This window comes from Burkholderia sp. AU4i, assembly GCF_000466765.1.
In the GTDB taxonomy this organism is placed as follows: Bacteria; Pseudomonadota; Gammaproteobacteria; order Burkholderiales; family Burkholderiaceae; genus Burkholderia; species Burkholderia cepacia.
In genome coordinates this window covers 1-18,874 of sequence record NZ_ASSI01000196.1, presented here as the reverse complement: position 1 = coordinate 18,874, position 18,874 = coordinate 1, and the positions used below count along the sequence as shown (strand labels likewise).

General features: G+C 69.4%; 13 protein-coding genes. 5 read left to right on the top strand and 8 right to left on the bottom strand.

Features of this window, described 5'->3' with window-relative positions:
• Positions 1-57: 57 nt before the first annotated feature.
• From L810_RS35125 to L810_RS35110, 4 genes are all read right to left on the bottom strand, one after another.
• Entirely contained in the window at positions 58-1,338 is a 1,281-nt protein-coding gene (locus L810_RS35125; protein WP_042977480.1) for a virulence factor family protein, read from the bottom strand.
• Complete coding sequence (mprF, locus tag L810_RS35120; RefSeq protein ID WP_021162922.1) at positions 1,335-3,929, bottom strand: bifunctional lysylphosphatidylglycerol flippase/synthetase MprF; 2,595 nt, start codon at positions 3,927-3,929, stop codon at positions 1,335-1,337. Before mprF ends, L810_RS35125 begins: the two co-directional genes overlap by 4 nt.
• Positions 3,930-4,357: 428 nt before the next feature.
• Complete coding sequence (locus tag L810_RS35115) at positions 4,358-4,792, bottom strand: hypothetical protein (protein ID WP_021162920.1); 435 nt, start codon at positions 4,790-4,792, stop codon at positions 4,358-4,360.
• 83 nt (positions 4,793-4,875) lie between these two features.
• The gene (locus L810_RS35110) at positions 4,876-5,790 is read right to left on the bottom strand and encodes a LysR family transcriptional regulator (protein WP_042977489.1); all 915 of its coding nucleotides are present in this window, start codon (positions 5,788-5,790) and stop codon (positions 4,876-4,878) included.
• A gap of 96 nt (positions 5,791-5,886) precedes the next feature.
• Between L810_RS35110 and L810_RS35105 the strand changes: the two genes are divergently transcribed.
• Both L810_RS35105 and L810_RS35100 read left to right on the top strand, forming a co-directional pair.
• Positions 5,887-6,324 carry a GlcG/HbpS family heme-binding protein gene (locus L810_RS35105; RefSeq protein WP_042977478.1) on the top strand — a complete coding sequence of 146 codons (438 nt, stop codon included), beginning with the start codon at positions 5,887-5,889 and terminating at the stop codon, positions 6,322-6,324.
• Positions 6,325-6,328: 4 nt separating this feature from the next.
• The gene (locus L810_RS35100; RefSeq protein ID WP_042977476.1) at positions 6,329-7,105 is read left to right on the top strand and encodes an SDR family oxidoreductase; all 777 of its coding nucleotides are present in this window, start codon (positions 6,329-6,331) and stop codon (positions 7,103-7,105) included.
• A gap of 191 nt (positions 7,106-7,296) precedes the next feature.
• Here L810_RS35100 and L810_RS35095 read toward each other — a convergent pair whose 3' ends face one another.
• Genes L810_RS35095 through L810_RS35080 form a run of 4 tightly spaced genes read right to left on the bottom strand, consistent with a single transcriptional unit; the run spans position 7,297 to position 15,824 of the window.
• Complete coding sequence (locus tag L810_RS35095) at positions 7,297-11,484, bottom strand: bifunctional nitrate reductase/sulfite reductase flavoprotein subunit alpha (protein WP_021162918.1); 4,188 nt, start codon at positions 11,482-11,484, stop codon at positions 7,297-7,299.
• A gap of 16 nt (positions 11,485-11,500) precedes the next feature.
• Positions 11,501-11,848 carry a nitrite reductase small subunit NirD gene (gene nirD, locus L810_RS35090; RefSeq protein WP_021162917.1) on the bottom strand — a complete coding sequence of 116 codons (348 nt, stop codon included), beginning with the start codon at positions 11,846-11,848 and terminating at the stop codon, positions 11,501-11,503.
• Between the two features lie 31 nt (positions 11,849-11,879).
• Entirely contained in the window at positions 11,880-14,477 is a 2,598-nt protein-coding gene (gene nirB / locus L810_RS35085; protein WP_021162916.1) for a nitrite reductase large subunit NirB, read from the bottom strand.
• Between the two features lie 21 nt (positions 14,478-14,498).
• Positions 14,499-15,824, bottom strand: a complete 1,326-nt coding sequence (locus tag L810_RS35080; protein ID WP_021162915.1) for an MFS transporter — start codon at positions 15,822-15,824, stop codon at positions 14,499-14,501.
• 714 nt (positions 15,825-16,538) lie between these two features.
• Here L810_RS35080 and cobA point away from each other — a divergent pair.
• The 3 genes from cobA to L810_RS35065 form a co-directional block, all read left to right on the top strand.
• Positions 16,539-17,318 carry a uroporphyrinogen-III C-methyltransferase gene (cobA, locus tag L810_RS35075; RefSeq protein WP_021162914.1) on the top strand — a complete coding sequence of 260 codons (780 nt, stop codon included), beginning with the start codon at positions 16,539-16,541 and terminating at the stop codon, positions 17,316-17,318.
• A gap of 159 nt (positions 17,319-17,477) precedes the next feature.
• Positions 17,478-18,074: an ANTAR domain-containing response regulator gene (locus tag L810_RS35070; protein ID WP_042977474.1), complete on the top strand. Its 597-nt coding sequence runs from the start codon at positions 17,478-17,480 to the stop codon at positions 18,072-18,074.
• A 5-nt stretch (positions 18,075-18,079) separates the two neighbouring features.
• On the top strand, positions 18,080-18,874 hold a 795-nt coding region (locus L810_RS35065; protein ID WP_042977472.1), incomplete at its 3' end, for a CmpA/NrtA family ABC transporter substrate-binding protein.

Below are 18,874 nucleotides of genomic sequence, written 5' to 3'. Positions count from 1 at the left end.
CCGTACGAAGAACCGGAAAGGTCCGGCCGGCGCCCGCCGCGAAGCGGGCGCCGGCGTTCAGCGTGCCGCCACCGGCTTGCCGAACGCGCCGAGAATCTTCTTCTCGAGCGCGATGTAGTCGCGGCCGAAGTGGTGATCGCCCTGCGTCTTGATCACATCGGCGCCCGTGTTCGCGAGCGCCGGACACATCGTGTCCTTCTCCTCCGCGCCATAGAAGCACTGCACGAGCTGCGGCGGCACCTTCGCGATTTCCGGCGCGACCTTCAGCGCCTTGTCGCTCGCGGGCATGCCGAGCCAGCCCGTCACGCGGATCTGGAAATCGGCGGCCGGCGCGAAGCCGAGCAGCGACATCACGGCGACCTTGTCGCGCAGGTCGGCCGGCAGCCGGTTGTACGCGAACGGCATCACGTCGGCACCGAACGAGTAGCCGACCAGCGCCACGCGATTCGCATGCCAGCGCGCCATGTAGGTGCGCATCACGCGCGCGAGATCGCGGCTCACCTGCGCCGGCGGCTTCTCGCTCCAGAAATAGCGCAGGCTGTCGATGCCGACCACCGACACGCCGTCGCGCTGCAGCGCCTCGGCGATCGTCTTGTCGAGATCGCGCCAGCCGCCGTCGCCCGAGATCACGATCGCGAGCTGGCCGCTGCCGCCCTTGGCCGGCAGCTCGACGAGCGGCAGATCCGACACGTCGAGTTCGTCGCTGCTGGTGGTGTCCCGCAGGTGCGACGTGACGAGCGACACGAGCTTCGCGGAATCGCCCGCGGCCGCCGTTTCGACGAAACCCGGCATCGCGCGGCGCACGATCGTCGGATCGGGCGGGCACGGCTTGAAGCGCGGATCGAGCTTCGCGGCCGGATCGACCGATACGACGCCGGCAATCGTGTTCTCCGGCGCCATCGACAGGATCTGCTTCGCGATCGCGCCGCCCTGGCCCACGCCCGCGACGATCGGCGTGAAATAACGCGACGACTGCGCGAGGCGTTCGAGCTGGTGGCTGACCGCTTCGGCGTCGCCGTCGAGGTGGTGGCACGTCTCCTGCTTCGCGGCGAGATTCGTCGCGTAACGCTCCGAATCGACGCCGACCGTCATCGCACCGGCTTTCGCGAGCGCGTCGGCCGCCTGCTGATCGGCGGCATTCCAGCCCGCCTCACGCGAGAACAGTACGACGAATCCGCGCAGCGGCCCGCTGGGTTTGGTCACGGTGACGGGCCCATAACGACCGCCCGACACGGTTTCTGCTTTCACGGCGGCAGGCTGCGTGGCGCACGCGGCGCCGGCCAGCATCATTCCCGCGCAGGCGGCTGCCGCCCGCGCGATTCCCTTCTTCAAACTCATGAACGCCGACCTCCAGCCAGCAATGACAGATCCGCGAGCGTGACGAACACGCCGACCGTGCCCGAGGCCGCGAGGTAACGCGGCTCCCAGTGCGGTTCAAACTTGCTCTTGAAAGCGCGCAAGCCGCGGAAGTTGTAGAAACGGCCACCGAAGCGCCAGACCATCAGGCCGATCCGGTGCAACGGCGACGGCATCTTCGCCGCCCCCATCCCCGAGAACGGCGCGATACCTAGGCTCAGCTTGCGGAAGCCCGCTTCCTTCAGATGCAGCGCGAGCTGCGTAAACAGATATTCCATCGCGTACGGCGACGCGTCCGGAAGATGGCGCATCACGCCGACCGTCGCCTCGGTGTTGAGGTCGGTCGTCATGAACGTGACGAACGCGATCGGCTTGTCGGCCTGCCGCACGAGCATCACCGACTGCGTCGCGAGATAACCGTCGTGGAACGCGGCCACCGAGAAGCTCTTCTCGCGCGCGTCGCGGCTATCGAGCCAGCCGTCGGAGATGTCGCGCAAAGCCGGCAACGTGGCCGGCACGTCGGGCGGTGCGATCACCTCGACCGTCAGCGCATCCTTGTCGCCACGGCGCAGCGCGTAGCGCAAGTGCGACCGGTTCGAACCCTTCAGGTCGAACTGGTCGAGCGCGATATGCGCTTCCTCGCCGAGCTTCATCAGCGTGAGCCCCGCGTCGAGATACAGCGGCAGCGCGTTGGCGCGCACCTGGTAGAACGCCGCACGGCCGCTGTGCGCGTGTGCGAGCGCGATGAACTTGCTGATCAGCCCCGGCCACTCCTCGCGCGGCCCGACCGGGTCGTGGAGCGCGGCCCACGTTCGGCCGTTCTTGGCATACATCAGGAACGCCTGGCGCGATTCCGAGAACAGGAACGACTTGTCGCCCATCAACGCGAGGCCCGCATCGCTGCATTCCTGCGCGCGGATGATCCGTTCGGCGTCCGACAGGTCCTGCGCCGCGGGCTTCACGAAACGGCCGGGCGCCGGGCGCAGCAGTTGCCACAGCGCGAACAGCGCGACGAACACGCCGGACGCAAGCGTCGCACGCAGCGCCCGCGGCGCGCGCGCGTCGAACGAGAAATGCGACCACAGCTCGCGCGTGTACGGCACGTCGCGGAACGCGAAGAACAGCACCCACACGGCCAGCATCAGCACCATGGTCACCGACACGAACCAGCTCACCGTGAAGCGCTCGGCGAGCAGCGACGAATGGCGGTTGAAACGGCGGCGGCTGACGAGCAGCAGCACGAGCAGCGTGCCGAGCACGCCGGCCTCGACGAACGCGAGGCCTTTCGCGAGCGACAGCGCGAGGCTTGCGAGCGTCAGCGCGAAGGTCATCCACCACGCACCGTCGAGGCGGCGCAGCAGCCCGCGCGCGACGAACAGCAGCGCGACGCCGAGCACGCTGCAGATCACCTGCGAGCCTTCGAGCACCCACAGCGGCACGAGGTGGCGCAGGATCGCGATCCGGTGCCAGAACGCGGGCGTCGCGCTCGAGATCACCAGCATGCTACCGACCGCGAACGTCACGAGGCTCAGGAACACCGGCGCGAGCTGCGACACGCGCACGGCCTGCCGCGTGACGAGCCGGCGGCGCAGCGCGCGGCCCTCGAAACCGGCCAGCAGGCCGGCCGACAGCACGAGCGGCACGCCGAAATAGATTGCGCGATACGCGATGAGCGCGGCGACCATCGCGTGCGGGGGCACTTCGCGACCGAGCGTGAAGACCATCGCGGCTTCGAACACGCCGATCCCGCCCGGCGTATGGCCGATCATCCCGAGCAGCAGCGCGGCCGCATACACCGTGATGAAGGTCGGGAAGCCGACCGGCGCGGCCGGCAGCAGCACCCACAGCGTCAGGCCCGCGGCAACGACGTCGAGCACCGCGTAGACGACCTGCGCGACGAGATCGCGTCGCGCAGGCACGTCGAACGACAGCCACTTGAAGCGCGTGACGACCGGGCGCGCCGTGTTGCCGCACATCGCGACGATCGCGGCCAGTATCACGAGCAGCGCGGCGCCGCCCCACGTCAGCACGCCGGGCGCGACGTGCAGCATCGCGGCGAGCGCCTCCGGCACGCAGACCATGCCGACCGCCGTCATCAACACCATCGCGAGCGCCAGCGTGCCGCTCGTGAACACCGTCATCCGGCCGATCTGCGCGGGCGTAACGCCCGACACGCCGTACACGCGTGCGCGGACCGCGCCGCCCGTCAGGGCGCCGAAGCCGGTCGCGTTACCGAGCGCGGACCCGGCGATCGCGCCGATCCACAACGCGACGCGCGGCACCTTCGCGGCGACATAACGCAGGCCGACCGCATCGCGGGCGACGAGCGCGAGATAGCTGAGGGCCGTCGCGGCCAGCGATGCGCCCCACTCGCCGACGGACATGTGACGCAACTCGCGGATCACCGACCGGTAGTCGACGGATTCCGACAGGTGCTGGAAAACCACGATCAGCAGCAGGCCGATGCCGAGCGCGAGCAGCGGCGACAGCACACGCTCGTTGCGGATCAGCGCCCGGACACGGGCGATCACCGCCGCGGCGAGGCCGGGCGAACCAGAGTGGCGGGAAGACATAGATGTTCAGTGGTGGTGCATAGCGTGTCGCGGCGCAAGACGGCCAGGCGGCGACGTATCTGGTTGTTCTGCGTGGGCGGTCGGCCGAAGGAATTGGCAGGCGGCGCCTGGATCAGAACTTACGAGTATACGGAATTTATATTACAGAATCTTTCACGCGCTCGTTGTGCGGATTTGTAGCGCCGCGTGTATCAATGTCGTATCAAAGTTCGACGACCGATCACGCGCAAGGTGCGCATCATACCGGTAACCGACGGGGATTTTTCATCGGATGAATGACTTGTGATGCATTTGGGAGAAATCTGCCGGATGGAGCGCGAAAGGCGAGGACGAAAACATGATGGCGCGGGGCGTTTCAGGAATGGGGACAGGTTGATTCGGTGCGCTCGCATCCGCTTTGCGCCGTTACGGAATCGTACGGCGTACGGTCACTTCGCCCGCTCATGCTCCCCCAACCCGATCGCCTTGTAGTCGTAAGTCGGGTAGAACTCCGTCCGATAAGCACCCCACGCCGTATCCTCGAGCACCCGATTGACCTCGCGCACCCGCGATGCCGGCAACCGCAACACGACGATCTGCCCGATCCCCATCGTCACGGTCCAGCTCACCACTTCGACGCCCGGCGGCGGAAACGCCTTGTAGAACCCCTGCTTCGCCAGTTGCGCGTTCAGCTCGGCGAGCGGGCGCGACTGGTCGTGTTTCAGGAAGACGGTGAGCAGCACCGCATTGTCGGGCGTTGCCGCAGCCGAACCGGCGGGTACGGTCGATGTCTGGCCGATGGCCGGCGCGCTGCAGGTCACGGCCGCCACCAGCGCCGCGGCAATGGCCAAAGTACGAACCGGAAAATGAAGAGATACCGTCATGACGCGACTCCTTCGTTTCGTGGCTGGAGCCGCCATCATGCGCCGCCTCGGCCAGCGCTGCAGTCAACCGGCCGATGCAACGCTTACGCCGCGCCCGCGCCGTCGCGCTCCCGCAGCACGTCGATGAACGCGCGCAGCTTCGCCGGCACGTGCTTGCGATTCACGTAATACAGCCACATCGGCGGCAGCGTCCGGCACGCGCCCGGCAACACCTCGACGAGCGTGCCGTCGCGCAAGTCCTGCTCGATGCGCTCGCGCATGAACGCAAACGCGATCCCGACACCGGCACGCGCCGCGTCGATCACCGCATCGGCATCGTTCGTCACGAATACGCCTTCCGGATCGAGATCGACATCGCGGCGCCCGTCGTGCAGCAGCCATTTGTGCAGCCGCCCGCTCTCCGAAAACCGGAAGCGAATACAGGCATGAGTTTCGAGCGCTGCGAGCGACGCCGGCGTGCCGTACCGCGCCAGATAACCGGGCGACGCGACCAGCGCGCACGAAAGCGCCGGCGCGATCCGCACGCCGATCGTCCCCGGCTGCAGCCGGTCGGCGAGGCGAATCCCCGCATCGAACCCGTCCTTCGCGATGTCGACGAGTTCGTTCTCGTAGCGGATCTCGAGCCGCACTTTCGGATAACGCTCGCGGAATACGGCCAGCACCGGCGCGATCACGAGCGTGCGCGCCAGCGGCAGCGCGGTGACGCGCAACACGCCGCTCGGCTCGCTGCGCGCATCCTTCAGCGCGTCGCGCGCGTGCACGACCTGCCGGTACGCGGGCTCCGTCTGCCGCCAGTAGTGCTGCCCGGCTTCCGTCAGGCTCACGCCGCGCGTGCTGCGATTGAACAGCTTCACGTTCAGCTCGCCCTCGAGCTGCCCGATCGCGAGGCTGACTGCAGCCGGCGTCAGGCCGAGCGCGGCAGCCGCCCGCGTGAAGTTGCCGGCCGTCGCGACCGTCATGAACACGTGCAGCCCGGCCATCGGATCGCGTCGGCTCATCATTAGAAAAACTTGAAACTCTTTCGAGCGGAATGCGGATTCTCCCATATACCGCAACTGCCTACACTGGGGCCTGTCGTCCCACCGGAGCCTCGCATGAACCCGCTCACCGCCACGCTGCCGCTCGCAGCCGCCCGCCGTACGATCGACGCAGCACTCGCGCATGCGGCGTCGCTGCAGGTCGCCGGCGTCGCCATCGCAATCGTCGATGCCGGCGCGAACCTGCTCGCGTTCGCGCGCACTGACGACTGTTTCCTCGGCGCGATCGATCTCGCGCAGCGCAAGGCGCTGACGGCGGTCCGCTTCCGCATATCGACCGGCGCGCTCGGTGCGATGTCGGGCGACGGGCCGCTGCGCGGGATCGAGCACAGCCACGGCGGGCTCGTCACGTTCGGCGGCGGCGAACCGCTCGTCGACGGCAGCGGACGCTGCGTCGGCGCCATCGGCGTTTCGGGCGGCAGCGTCGACGAAGACACCGCGATCGCCCGGCACGGCCGCGACCGCTTTCAGGCAACCCTTCCCACCACAAGGTAAGCACATGGCACGGAAACGCATCCTCATTACCGGCGCAGGCACCGGCTTCGGCCGCGAAGTGGCGCTGCGGCTCGCCGAACGCGGCCACGACGTGACGGCCGGCGTGCGCGTCACGGCCGAGATCGACGCACTGACGGCCGCTGCCGCGCAACGCGGCACCACGCTGCGCGCCATCAAGCTCGATGTCGCGTCGGCCGACGATCGCGCCCGCGCGGCCGAGCTGGACGTCGACGTGCTCGTGAACAACGCGGGCGTCGGCGAAGCCGGCGCGCTCGTCGACCTGCCGGTCGGGATCGTCCGCGACCTGTTCGACGTCAACGTGTTCGGGCCGCTCGAACTCACGCAGCACATCGCGCGCGGGATGCTCGCGCGCCGGCACGGCAAGATCGTGTTCGTGTCGTCGATCGCGGGCCTGATCACCGGGCCGTTCACGGGCGCCTATTGCGCGTCGAAGCACGCGGTCGAATCGATCGCCGAGGCGATGCACGCTGAGCTGGCGCCGCACGGAATCCGTGTCGCGGTCGTGAACCCGGGCCCGTACAGCACGGGTTTCAACGACCGGATGATGGAAACGACGCGGCGCTGGCACGATCCGGCCGTCCACACGGTGACGCCCGAGCGGCTGACGTTCCCGCTCGAACAGCACGATCCGGAAGAAATGATCGCGAAGATGGTCGACGTGATCGACAGCGACGGCGGCGCGTTCCGCACCCTGCTGCCGCGGTCGTCGGAAACGTTCGTCCGTGCCGAACAGGCGCGCGCGTGGGAGCGTCAGCAGTAACGCAAACCGGTGGCGGCCGCCGGTTCATGTCATGCAGGAACGCCGTGCCCGCTGCCCGGCCCGTCGCGTGCGACGTTCGCCGTCGACGGCCTTCCCGGCGGCCCGGCGCGGCTCGTCGCAGGCCAACGCGTCGCCCGAAGCCGGGCCCGCAAACCGGCGGGCCGCGCCGCGTCACGCCGCACGGCTCGCGGTCAGTACACGTCCCGCATGTAGCGGCGCGCCTTCGCGAGCCGCGCGACATAGTCGTTCGCGGCTTCGTCCGACATGCCGCCGTGCTCGGCGACGACGGCCTTCAGCGCGGCATCGACGTCCTTCGCCATCCGCGCGGCGTCGCCGCACACGTAGAAGTGCGCGCCCTCCTCCAGCCACGCGAACAGCTCGGCGCCCTGCTCGCGCATCCGGTCCTGCACGTAGATCTTGTCGGCCTGGTCGCGCGAGAACGCGAGATCGAGCCGCGTCAGGAAACCGCTGTCGCGCATCGCGCCCAGCTCGTCGCCGTAGTAGAAGTCCGTCTGCGCATGCTGTTCGCCGAAGAACAGCCAGTTGCGCCCGCGCGCGCCGCGCGCCTGCCGTTCGTGCAGGAAGCCGCGGAACGGCGCGACGCCGGTGCCGGGGCCGACCATCACGATCGGGACGTCGCCGTTCACCGGCGGCCGGAAATGCGCGGATTTCTGCACGAACACGGGCACGCGGCCGTCGTCCGCGCGATCGGCGAGGAACGTCGATGCGACACCTTTGCGCGCGCGCCGGCCGTTGTGATAGCGCACGGCCGACACGGTCAGGTGGATCTCGCCGTGGTGCGCGCTCGGGCTCGACGCAATCGAATAAAGACGCGGCTGCATGCGCTTGAGCATCCCGACGAGTTCGTTGCCCGACAGCTCGACCGGAAACTCGTGCAGCACGTCCGCGAGTTGTTGCCCCCACAACCATTGCTTCAGGTCGCCCTTGCGGTCGTCGCCGAGCAGCGACTTCAGCGCGCCGTTCGCGCTGCGCGACGCGATGAACGCGAGCGTGTCCGGATGCGGGCGCGTGATGTCGAAGTGACGCGCGAGTGCGTCGCCGAGGCGCACGTCGCCGACACCCGCCACCGACACGGGTGCATCGGCCTTCAGCGCGGTAACGGACAGCAGTTCGTCGACCAGTTCCGGGCAGTTGGTCGGCCACACGCCGAGCGCGTCGCCGGTTTCGTATTCGAGGTTCGCGCCTTCGGTCGACAGCGACACGTAGCGTGTGTCCTTCGCCGCGCCCGGACGGTTGAGCCGCAGGTTCGCGACGAGCTTCGACGGCGCCGGATGCGCCTTCGACGGCAGCAGCCCGGACGGGCCCAGGCCGCCGGACGGCACCGCATGCAGCGCGGCATCGGCCTCCTTGATCCGTGCGACGACGCGTTCGAGCCATTGGTCGGCATCGCGCTGGAATTCGACGTCGCAATCGACGCGCGCGCACAGGCGCGCCGCGCCGAGTTCCGCAAGCCGCGCGTCGAGCCGGCGGCCATGGCCGCAGAACTGGTCGTAGTTGCGGTCGCCGAACGCGAGCACCGCGAAATGCACGCCGTCGAGGCGCGCGGCGCTGCCGGCCTGCAGCGCTTCCCAGAATTCGCTGCCGTTGTCGGGGGCGTCGCCGTCGCCGAACGTGCTGGTCATCAGCAGCACGTATTGCGCGCCGGCGAGCGACGCAACCGGATAGTCGGACATGCACGCGGTGCGGATCTCGAAGCCCGCGTTCATCAGTTGCGTCGCGTAATCGTCGGTCAACGATTCGATGTTGCCGGTCTGCGACGCCCACAGCAGCACGACCTTCGGCCGCGCGCGCACGATCCGCACGCCGCCGGACGCGGCGGCATCGGCCGGCAGCACGGGGGCCGCTGCGCCCGGCAAGCTCGCCGGCAGCGAGCGGCTGAACAACCCCGCGAGCATCCCGTCGAGCCAGAACCGCACCGGCGGCGTGAGCGGCGCGCCGGCCGGCAGCACCGGCACGCCGCCCTCGCGCCGGCCGGCGCTTGCCTTCAGCCCGCTGACGAACCCGGCCACATACAGCCGTTCGGTGTCCGTCAACGGCGGCGGCGCGAGGTCGGTCACGCCGAGCGCGGCCGCGAAAGTGTCGATGTCTGCCATGTCGGATTCCTGTGAAGCAGTCGCCTGCACCGTCGCCGGCGCGGGCCGTGCATCGTCGGCGCGGGCATCGGGTTGCGCCGTCTGGTCGTCGGCGGACGCGAACGCAGCGGTCTCGACGCGCCGCAGTGCGACCGCGCAGTATTTCAGTTCGGGCTGCTGCGATTCGGGATCAATCGCGTCGTTCGTCACCGCGTTGATGCACAGGTCGTCGCCGTACACGTCGTTCCAGTGCATCGGCGCGAAGCAGTCGCCGCGCCGCACGCGCTCGGTCACGACGGCCGGCAGCACCGCGCGGCCGCGCGCCGAGCGGATCTCGACGCTGTCCTTCGCGGCGATGCCGAGCGCGCTCGCGTCGTCCGGATGCAGCTCGACGAACGGGCGCGGGTTCAGCTTGTTCAGCATCGCGACCTTGCCCGTCTTCGTCATCGTGTGCCACTGATGCTGCAGCCGCCCCGTGTTCAGCACGATCGGGAACGTGTCGTCGGGTAATTCGGCCGGATCGACATGCGGCCGGGCGAAGAAGCGCGCCTTGCCCGACGGCGTCGGGAACGCGATGCGCGGCGCGTCGTCGCCGTCGGCGGCCGGGCGCAGCGGCTGGCTCACGCCGTCGTTCAGGTAGCGGATCGGGTGCCGCTCGCGCGCGGTGCCCGGCGCGACCGGCCACTGCACGGGCCCGTCGCGCAGCGCCGCATGGCTCGCGCCGCGCAGGTCGTAGCCCGTCGCCGGATTCGAGAAACGGACGATCTCGTCGAACACGTCGGCCGCCGACGCATAGTCGAACGCATCGCCGAACCCCATCGCGCGCGCGACTTCCGCGACGATGCGCCAGTCGGGCAGCGCGTCGCCCGGCGGCGCGACCGCCGCGCGCATCAGCGTCATGTTGCGCTCGGAGTTGATCATCACGCCGTCGCCCTCGGCCCACAGCGCGCCGGGCAGCAGGATGTCCGCGTAGCGGTTGGTTTCGGTATCGAGGAACGCGTCCTGTGCGATCACGAGTTCCGCGGCCTGCAATCCGGCGATCACGTTCTGCCGGTTCGGCACCGTGGCGACCGGGTTCGTGCAGATGATCCAGCATGCCTTGATGTCGCCGGCCGCCATCCGCTCGAACAGGTCGACGGTGCCGTTGCCGGTTTCCTTGCGCAACGTGCCGGCCGGCACGCGCCACAGGTGCTCGACGAAACGGCGATCGTCGTCGGACGCCACCGAGCGCTGGCCCGGCAGGCCGGGGCCCATGTAGCCCATCTCGCGCCCGCCCATCGCGTTCGGCTGGCCGGTCAGCGAGAACGGCCCGCTGCCGTCACGGCAGATCCTGCCCGTCGCGAGATGCAGGTTGCAGATCGCGTTGGTGTTCCACACGCCGTGCGTGCTCTGGTTGAGCCCCATCGTCCAGCAGCTCATCCATTCCTGCGCGTCGCCGATCCATTGCGCGGCCGTGCGCAGGTCGGCTTCCGCGAGCCCCGTGATTTCAGCCACGCGCCCGGGCGTGTAGTCGGCGAGGAACGCGGGCATCGCGTCCCAGCCTTCGGTGTACGCGTCGATGAACGCGCCGTCGGTGCGGCCGTTCGCATGCAGCAGGTGCAGCAGCCCGTTGGTCAGCGCGAGATCGGTGCCCGGCCGGATCTGCAGGAACAGGTCGGCCTTGTCGGCCGTGCCGGTGCGGCGCGGATCGACGACGATCAGCTTCGCGCCGGCCTTCACGCGGTCCATCATCCGCAGGAACAGGATCGGATGGCAGTCGGCCATGTTCGCGCCGATCACGAAGAACAGGTTCGCGCGATCGAAGTCCTGGTACGACCCGGGCGGGCCGTCCGCGCCGAGCGACTGCTTGTAGCCGGTGCTCGCGCTCGCCATGCAGAGGCGCGAGTTCGACTCGATGTTGTTGGTGCCGACGAAACCCTTCGCGAGCTTGTTGACGAGGTATTGCGCCTCGATCGACATCTGCCCCGACACGTAGAACGACAGCGCGTCCGGCCCGTGCGCATCGAGCACCGCCCGCAGGCGGCGCGCGGTGTCGGCGATCGCGTCGCGCGCCGGCAGCGGCACGAGGTCGTCCTCGCGCGCGCGGCGCACGAACGCGCGGTCGAGCCGCCCCGAGCGGCGCAGCGCGACGTGCGCCGACGAACCCTTCGTGCACAGCCGCCCGAAGTTGGCCGGATGGTCGGCGTCGCCGGACACCTTGACGACTTCGCCTTCCTCGACGTGCAGCACCATCCCGCAGCCGACGCCGCAGTACGGGCACACGCTCTTGACGGGGGTGGCGGTCATGCGCGCTCCGGGGCGGTCAGGCCGCGATCCACACGAAGCCGTCCTCGACCCGCGACGGATACGTGCTCACCGACTGCCCGGGTGCCTCGAGGCATTCGCCGGTGCGCAGGTCGAAATGCTGCTTGTACAGCGGCGACGCGACGACGACGCGCTCGCCGAGGCTGCCGATCAGCCCGCGCGACATCACGGCCGCCCGCGACACGGGATCGACGTTGTCGATTGCGAACACGCCGCCTTCCTCGGCATGCGCGACGTGAAAGACCGCGACCTGCTCGCCGTTGACGAGGGCACACACGCCGGTGTTCGGCACGATGTCGTCGAGCGCGCACACGCGGGTCCAGGACGGCGGAAGACGATCGTTCATGATGGGCTCCTTGAAGTGGTGCGGATATCGGTCAGGCGGTTGCGGGTTCGGTCACGGCTTGCGCCGCGCTTTCGGCGACGACGGGAATCGACACGGGCTTGCCGCCCGCCCGTTCGCCGGGCATCGCGGGCCGGATCTGACCGCGCGTCTCGACGAATTCGATGGTCGTGTCCGGCGCATCGCTGTTCACGAAGTGACGGAAGCGCTTGCGCGTGTCGGGATCGGTGACGGCCCGCTTCCACTCGCACTCGTAGGTGTCGACCACGTGCTGCATGTCGGCTTCGAGTTCGGCGCCGATCCCGAGCCGGTCGTGCACGACGACGTCGATCAGGTAGTCGAGGCCGCCCTCGAGGTTGTCGCGCCAAACGCTCGTGCGCTGCAGCCGGTCGGCCGTGCGCACGTAGAACATCAGCAAACGGTCGATGTAGCGAACCAGCGTCGCGCGGTCGAGGTCGGACGCGAGCAGTTCCGCGTGGCGCGGCTTCATCCCGCCATTGCCGCACACGTACAGGTTCCAGCCCTTCTCGGTCGCGATGACGCCGACGTCCTTGCCCTGCGCTTCCGCACACTCGCGCGTGCAGCCGGACACGCCGAACTTGATCTTGTGCGGCGCGCGCAGCCCCTTGTAGCGATTCTCGAGGTCGATCGCGAGGCCGACCGAATCGCCGACGCCGTAACGGCACCACGTCGAGCCGACACACGACTTCACGGTGCGCAGCGCCTTGCCGTATGCGTGGCCCGATTCGAAACCGGCCGCGATCAGTTCCTCCCAGATCGACGGCAGCTGCTCGACGCGCGCACCGAACAGGTCGACGCGCTGGCCGCCGGTAATCTTCGTGTAGAGCCCGTACTTCTTCGCGACCTGACCGACCGCGATCAGCCCTTCCGGCGTGACCTCGCCGCCCGGCATGCGCGGCACGACCGAATACGTGCCGTCGCGCTGGATGTTCGCGAGGTAGTAGTCGTTCGAATCCTGCAGCCCTGCGTGCTCCTTCTTCAGCACGAACTCGTTGAAGCACGACGCGAGGATGCCCGCCACCGCCGGCTTGCACACGTCGCAGCCGAGGCCATGGCCGTGCTTCGCGAGCAGCGCGTCGAAGGTCGTGAAGCGCTCGACGCGGATCAGGTGGAACAGCTCCTGGCGCGAATACGGGAAGTGCTCGCAGATATGGTTGTTGACCGCGAGGCCCTGCTTCTTCATCTCGGCCTTCATGATCTGCGTGACGAGCGGCACGCAGCCGCCGCACGACGTGCCGGCGCCCGTGCACGACTTCAGCGCGCCGAGGCTCGTCGCGCCGTCGGCGACCGCCGTGCAGATCTGCGACTTCGACACGTTGTTGCACGAGCAGATCTGTGCACCGTCAGGCAGCGCGTCGACGCCGAGCGCCGGCTTAGCGGCGCCGTCCGACGACGGCAGGATCAGGAATTCCGGCGACTCGGGCAGCTCGATGCGGTTCAGCATCATCTGCAGCAGCGTGCCGTATTCGGCCGCGTCGCCGACCATCACCGCGCCGTGCAGGAACTTGCCGCAGTCGGACACGACGAGCTTCTTGTAGACCTGGCGGCGCTCGTCCGCGTACTGGTAGGTGCGGCTGCCGGCCGTCGTGCCGTGCGCGTCGCCGATGCTCGCGACGTCGACGCCCATCAGCTTCAGCTTCGTGCTCATGTCGGCGCCCGCGAACGTAGCCCCGGCCTCGCCGTCCGCATCGCCGCCCAGTTGCTTCGCCACCACGCGCGCCATGTCGTAGCCGGGGGCGACGAGGCCGTACACCATGCCGTTCCAGGCCGCGCATTCGCCGATCGCGTAGATGTCGGCGTCGCTCGTGCGGCACGCGTCGTCGATCGCGACGCCGCCGCGCGGGCCGATTTCCAGGCCGCACGCACGTGCCAGTTCGTCGCGTGCGCGAATGCCGGCCGAAAACACGATCATGTCGGCGTCGAGATGGGAGCCGTCGGCGAACGCCATCCGGTGCGTGCCCTCTTCGCCGTCGACGATCTCGAGCGTGTTCTTGCCCGTATGCACGGTCACGCCGAGCGCCTCGATCTTCGCGCGCAGCATCCGGCCGCCGCCGTCGTCGACCTGCACGGCCATCAGCCGCGGCGCGAATTCGACGACGTGCGTGTCGAGCCCCATGTCGCGCAGCGCCTTCGCGCATTCGAGGCCCAGCAGCCCGCCGCCGATCACGACGCCGCGCTTCGCGTGCGCGCCGCACGCCTGCATCGCCTCGAGATCCTCGATCGTCCGGTACACGAAGCAGCCCTCACGATCGTGCCCCGGCATCGGCGGCACGAACGGGCGCGAACCCGTCGCCAGCACCAGCTTGTCGTACGCGAGCGTTTCCCCGGACGCGAGCGTGACCGTATGCGCGGCGCGGTCGATCGACGCGACGCGCGCGTTCAGGCGCAGGTCGAACTGCGGATGACGCTCGAAGAAGCCGGGTTCGACGAGCGACAGGTCGTCCGCCGACTTGCCCGCGAAGAACTCGGACAGGTGCACGCGGTCGTAGGCCGGGCGTGGCTCCTCTCCGAGCACGGTGACCTGCAGCGCGCCCGCCGCGCTCGCTTGCGCCGCGACGCACTCGAGCAGCTTGTGGCCGACCATGCCGTGGCCGATGACGATGAGTTTCATGATGACGTTTCCCTCGGTCGATCAGTTCGCGACGCTGCCGGCAGCCAGCGCGCGGTCGCGCAGCTCGGCTTCGCGTGCCTTGTGTTCCTCGCTGAAGCGCACGGCCATCGCGCACAGCGCGGTCGCGGTGACGGCAAGGCCGAGCAGGCCGAGCGTGTGCTGCACGTCGCCGACGCCTTTGAGCAGGAAGCTCGCGGCGACCGCGCCGACGTTGCCGCCCGCGCCGACGATCCCCGCGACGCCGCCGAGTGCCTTGCGGTCGATGAAGGGCACCAGCGCGTAGGTCGCGCCGCACGCCATGTGCGTGAAGAGGCCGAACGCGAGCATCGCGACGAGTGCGATGCCGACGCTTTGCGCATGCGAGAACCAGATCAGCCCGAGCCCTTCGCCGACGATCAGCGCGCACAACAGCATCGCGCGCACGTCGAGGTTGCGGCGCGCGGCGACCTTGTCGGACAGCCAGCCGCCGAGCGCACGGGCGAACAGGGCGAGCAGCCCGAACATGCCGACCGCGAAACCGGCGTCCTTCAGCGACAGGCTGAAGTGATCGACGTAGTACAGCGCGGCGATGTTGTGGATGAACACCTCGACGCCGAAGCACGCGCCGTACGTGATGAACAGCATCCACACGCGATAGTTGCCGCAGGCCGCGAAGAAGCTCGCCCAGCCGCCCTTCTTGCCGTTGTCGACCGTCACGCCTTCCTTGCGCAGCGCGGCGAAGTCGCCTTGCGGGCAATCCTGCGTGAAGCGCCAGTACGCCCAGGCCATCGCGAGCATCGCGACGCCCGGCACGACCAGCGCGATACGCCACGACGAATCCTCGCCGAAGCCGAGCATCAGGCCGGCGGCGACGAGCAGCGGCATCAGCGCCTGCGTCGCGCCCGCGCCGGCATTGCCCCAGCCGGCCGTCGTCGCGTTCGCGGTGCCGACCACGTTCGGCGCGAACATCACCGACGTGTGGTACTGCGTGATCACGAAACCCGCGCCGATCGCGCCGATGCCGAGCCGGCAGATCAGGAACGACAGGTAGTCGTGCGTGAACGACACCGCGAACACGGGGATCGCGCCGAGCAGCAGCAGGCCGACGTATATGCGGCGCGGGCCGAAGCGGTCGCACAGCGGGCCGACCAGCAGCCGCACGGCAATCGTCGCGGCCACGGCCGCGATGTTGATGTTGGCAACCTGCGCCGCGCTCAGGTGGAATTCGCGTGCAATCAGCGGCATCAGCGGCGCGCACGCGAACCATGCGAAGAAGCACACGAAAAACGCCATCCACGTCAGGTGGAACGCGCGCATCGGCGCGGTGCGGAGGCTGAAGAGATCGATACGGGTAGCTTTGTCGGTCATGTCATCCGCCAAACGAAAAACGGCGTCCTGCGCACCCGGTCTCGTCGAGACCCGATGCGTAGGACGCCGTTGCCCATGAAGCCCGTTGCCGGGCGCGTCTGTAATCGGTACTGCCGGACGAATCGCCATTGATTCGCCCGAACCGGCTTACGCAAACGCCGTGCCATGTCGCCGCAAATCGGGCCCGCAGTCCCGCCGCGCAAGGCTCGTCCGGCGTCGCGCGGCGCGCGGCGACAGTCGGCACACGATGCGCGGTGATGCAGAGAGGCACAGATGTGGTGCGATGCAGCACTGTCGCCGTGCGACATCGCGGTGCGTACGGGCGGGGCACGATGCACGCCGATGCGGCATTGCGGGTGCCGGCGCGCGGCGGCCGCGCGCCGGCACGGGGGTCGTACTTGGCCCGCGATTGGCCCATATTCGGCCCGCATTTCGCCCTCACATGACCATCGCGCGGCATGGTGCGCGCCGTTCCCGCCGCGCGGGCGCGACGGGCGATGCCGGTTGGCCCGGATATTGCTGAACCCGCTGCATGACACCGGCAACGGCGCCGGTGGGCAGTCCCCGCAAAACCGGGCCCGTCGTGCAGGCGGGCCGCTCAGGACAACGGCGTCCTTCCGTGCGCGGCACGGCCGGATGCCGATACGTCGACCGCCCGCCGCCGCGCAACAACGCGCTATCGGCCGCCGCATGCAGGCGGCACTGGAACACGACATGACGACAGGCAAAGTCACCCTGCTGGGCGCCGGCCCCGGCGATCCCGATCTCCTCACGCTCAAGGCCGTGAAAGCGCTGGCCGCTGCCGACGTGCTGCTGCTCGACGATCTCGTCGCGCCCGGCATCGTCGAACTCGCGCCGCAGGCGCGCGTCATCCGCGTCGGCAAGCGCGGCGGTTGCCGCTCCACGCCGCAGGCATTCATCGAGAAGCTGATGCGCCGTTACGCACTGCGCGGCGCGCATGTGGTGCGTGTAAAAGGCGGCGAGGCGCTGCTGTTCGGGCGCGCCGGCGAAGAACTCGCGACGCTGCGCGCCGCCGCGATTCCGGTCGAGATCGTCAACGGCATCTCGTCGGGGTTCGCCGCCGCCGCGAGCCTCGGCATCTCGCTCACGCACCGCGCGCATTGCCACGGCGTCACGTTCGTCACCGCCCATCGTCAGGACCACGGCGAACCCGACTGGGCGCGTCTCGCCGCGACCGGCACCACGCTCGCGATCTACATGGGCATGAGCCGCGTCGACAGCATCGCCGCCGGCCTGCTCGCCGTGCTGCCGGCATCGACGCCGGCCGCGGCCGTGCAATGGGCCGGCACGCCCGACGAACGCCGCTGGACCGGCACGCTCGGCGATCTCGCGCGCGGCATCGACGCAGCCCGGCTCGGCAGTCCGGCCGTGATCCTCGTCGGCGGCGCGATCGGCGAAACGGCCGTGCATGAGGTGCCGGGCGCGGGCGCAGCGGGGGCCGCGATCGACACGGTCTTCTCCCGGGCCGCGTAGCATGCGCGACACCACGCGGCACCCGCCGCCCACCTGTCATGAAAACAGCGGCGCCGTTCGCACCGGCTGCCGGGTCGCCGCGCGCGGCGCCGGCACGACGTGCGCGCGGGGCCGCCTCCGATCCGCGCAACGCGCCACGATTTCGCCGCCGTTCGCATCATGAGTGCGCCCGCTTCCTCCCCCCGCCTGCGCGTGCTGCTCGTCACCGATACCGACAAACCGATCGGCGAGCTCGGCGACGCGCTCGCGCAGCTCGGCTACGACATGCTGAACGACGTCGCGACGCCCGCGCGCCTGCCGGCCGCCGTCGAGGAGCAGCATCCCGACGTCGTGATCATCGATACCGATTCGCCGTCGCGCGACACGCTCGAGCAGCTCGCGGTCATGCATGCGACCGCGCCGCGCCCCGTGCTGATGTTCAGCCACGACGCCAACCAGTCGCTGATCCGCGCGGCGGTCGGCGCGGGCGTCAGCGCGTATCTCGTCGAAGGGCTGTCGGCCGAACGCCTTGCACCGATTCTCGAAGTCGCGCTCGCACGCTTCTCGCACGACGACGCGCTGCGCCGCCGGCTTGCCGATGTCGAGCGCGAACTCGCCGAACGCAAGCTGATCGACCGCGCGAAGCGGATGCTGATGGACCAGCGCAGGCTGTCCGAACACGACGCGTATGCGGCGCTGCGCAAGCGCGCGATGGATCAGGGCCTGCGCATCGTCGACGTCGCGCGGCAATTGCTCGACGCGTCACCCCAGTCATGACCGCCATGGACACCACCTCTCCCGTCGCGCCGGAACGCGCGCATCTTCGCCTCGGGTTCGTCGCGCTGAGCGACGCGGCCCCGCTGATCGTCGCACAGCGCCTGGACCTCGGTGCGCGGCACGGCCTCACGCTCGAACTCAGCCGCCAGCCGTCGTGGGCCGCCGTCCGCGACAAGCTGCTGAGCGGCGAGCTCGACGCCGCGCATGCGTTGTACGGGCTGGTCTGCGGGCTGCAGCTCGGGATCGGCGGCCCGCAGGCCGACATGGCCGCGCTGATGGTGCTGAACCGCAACGGCCAGGCGATCTCGTTGTCGCGCGGCCTCGCCGACGCCTATCGCGAAAGCGGCAGCGTGCGCGACGCGTTCGCGACGCTCGGCCGCAAGCCGCTCCTCGCGCAGACGTTCCCGACCGGCACGCACGCGATGTGGCTGAACCACTGGCTCGCGTCGCACGGCGTCGATCCGCTGCGCGACGTGCGCAGTGTCGTGATCCCTCCGCCCGAGATGGTGGCCGCGCTCGCGGGCGGCGAACTCGACGGCTTCTGCGCCGGCGAACCGTGGCATGCCGTGGCCGAGGCCTGCAACGCGGGGCGGACCGTCGCCGTCACGAGCGAGATCTGGCCCGATCATCCGGAAAAGGTGCTCGCGGCCCGGCGCGATTTCGTCGCGCTGTATCCGGCCACCGCGCGCGCGCTGATCCGCACGCTCGTCGATGCGTGCGCGTGGCTCGACAGTGCCGCGCACCGTCGCGAGGCGGCCGGCTGGCTCGCGTCGCCCGACGCGCTCGGCGTGCCGGCCCGG

Coding starts and splice junctions, on each gene's coding strand:
- L810_RS35070 (WP_042977474.1), top strand. CDS start 17,478: ATGAGTGCGCCCGCTTCCTCCCCCCGCCTGCGCGTGCTGCTCGTCACC.
- L810_RS35100 (WP_042977476.1), top strand. CDS start 6,329: ATGGCACGGAAACGCATCCTCATTACCGGCGCAGGCACCGGCTTCGGC.
- nirD (WP_021162917.1), bottom strand. CDS start 11,848: ATGAACGATCGTCTTCCGCCGTCCTGGACCCGCGTGTGCGCGCTCGAC.
- cobA (WP_021162914.1), top strand. CDS start 16,539: ATGACGACAGGCAAAGTCACCCTGCTGGGCGCCGGCCCCGGCGATCCC.
- nirB (WP_021162916.1), bottom strand. CDS start 14,477: ATGAAACTCATCGTCATCGGCCACGGCATGGTCGGCCACAAGCTGCTC.
- mprF (WP_021162922.1), bottom strand. CDS start 3,929: ATGTCTTCCCGCCACTCTGGTTCGCCCGGCCTCGCCGCGGCGGTGATC.
- L810_RS35110 (WP_042977489.1), bottom strand. CDS start 5,790: ATGAGCCGACGCGATCCGATGGCCGGGCTGCACGTGTTCATGACGGTC.
- L810_RS35095 (WP_021162918.1), bottom strand. CDS start 11,484: ATGACCGCCACCCCCGTCAAGAGCGTGTGCCCGTACTGCGGCGTCGGC.
- L810_RS35125 (WP_042977480.1), bottom strand. CDS start 1,338: ATGAGTTTGAAGAAGGGAATCGCGCGGGCGGCAGCCGCCTGCGCGGGA.
- L810_RS35115 (WP_021162920.1), bottom strand. CDS start 4,792: ATGACGGTATCTCTTCATTTTCCGGTTCGTACTTTGGCCATTGCCGCG.
- L810_RS35105 (WP_042977478.1), top strand. CDS start 5,887: ATGAACCCGCTCACCGCCACGCTGCCGCTCGCAGCCGCCCGCCGTACG.
- L810_RS35080 (WP_021162915.1), bottom strand. CDS start 15,824: ATGACCGACAAAGCTACCCGTATCGATCTCTTCAGCCTCCGCACCGCG.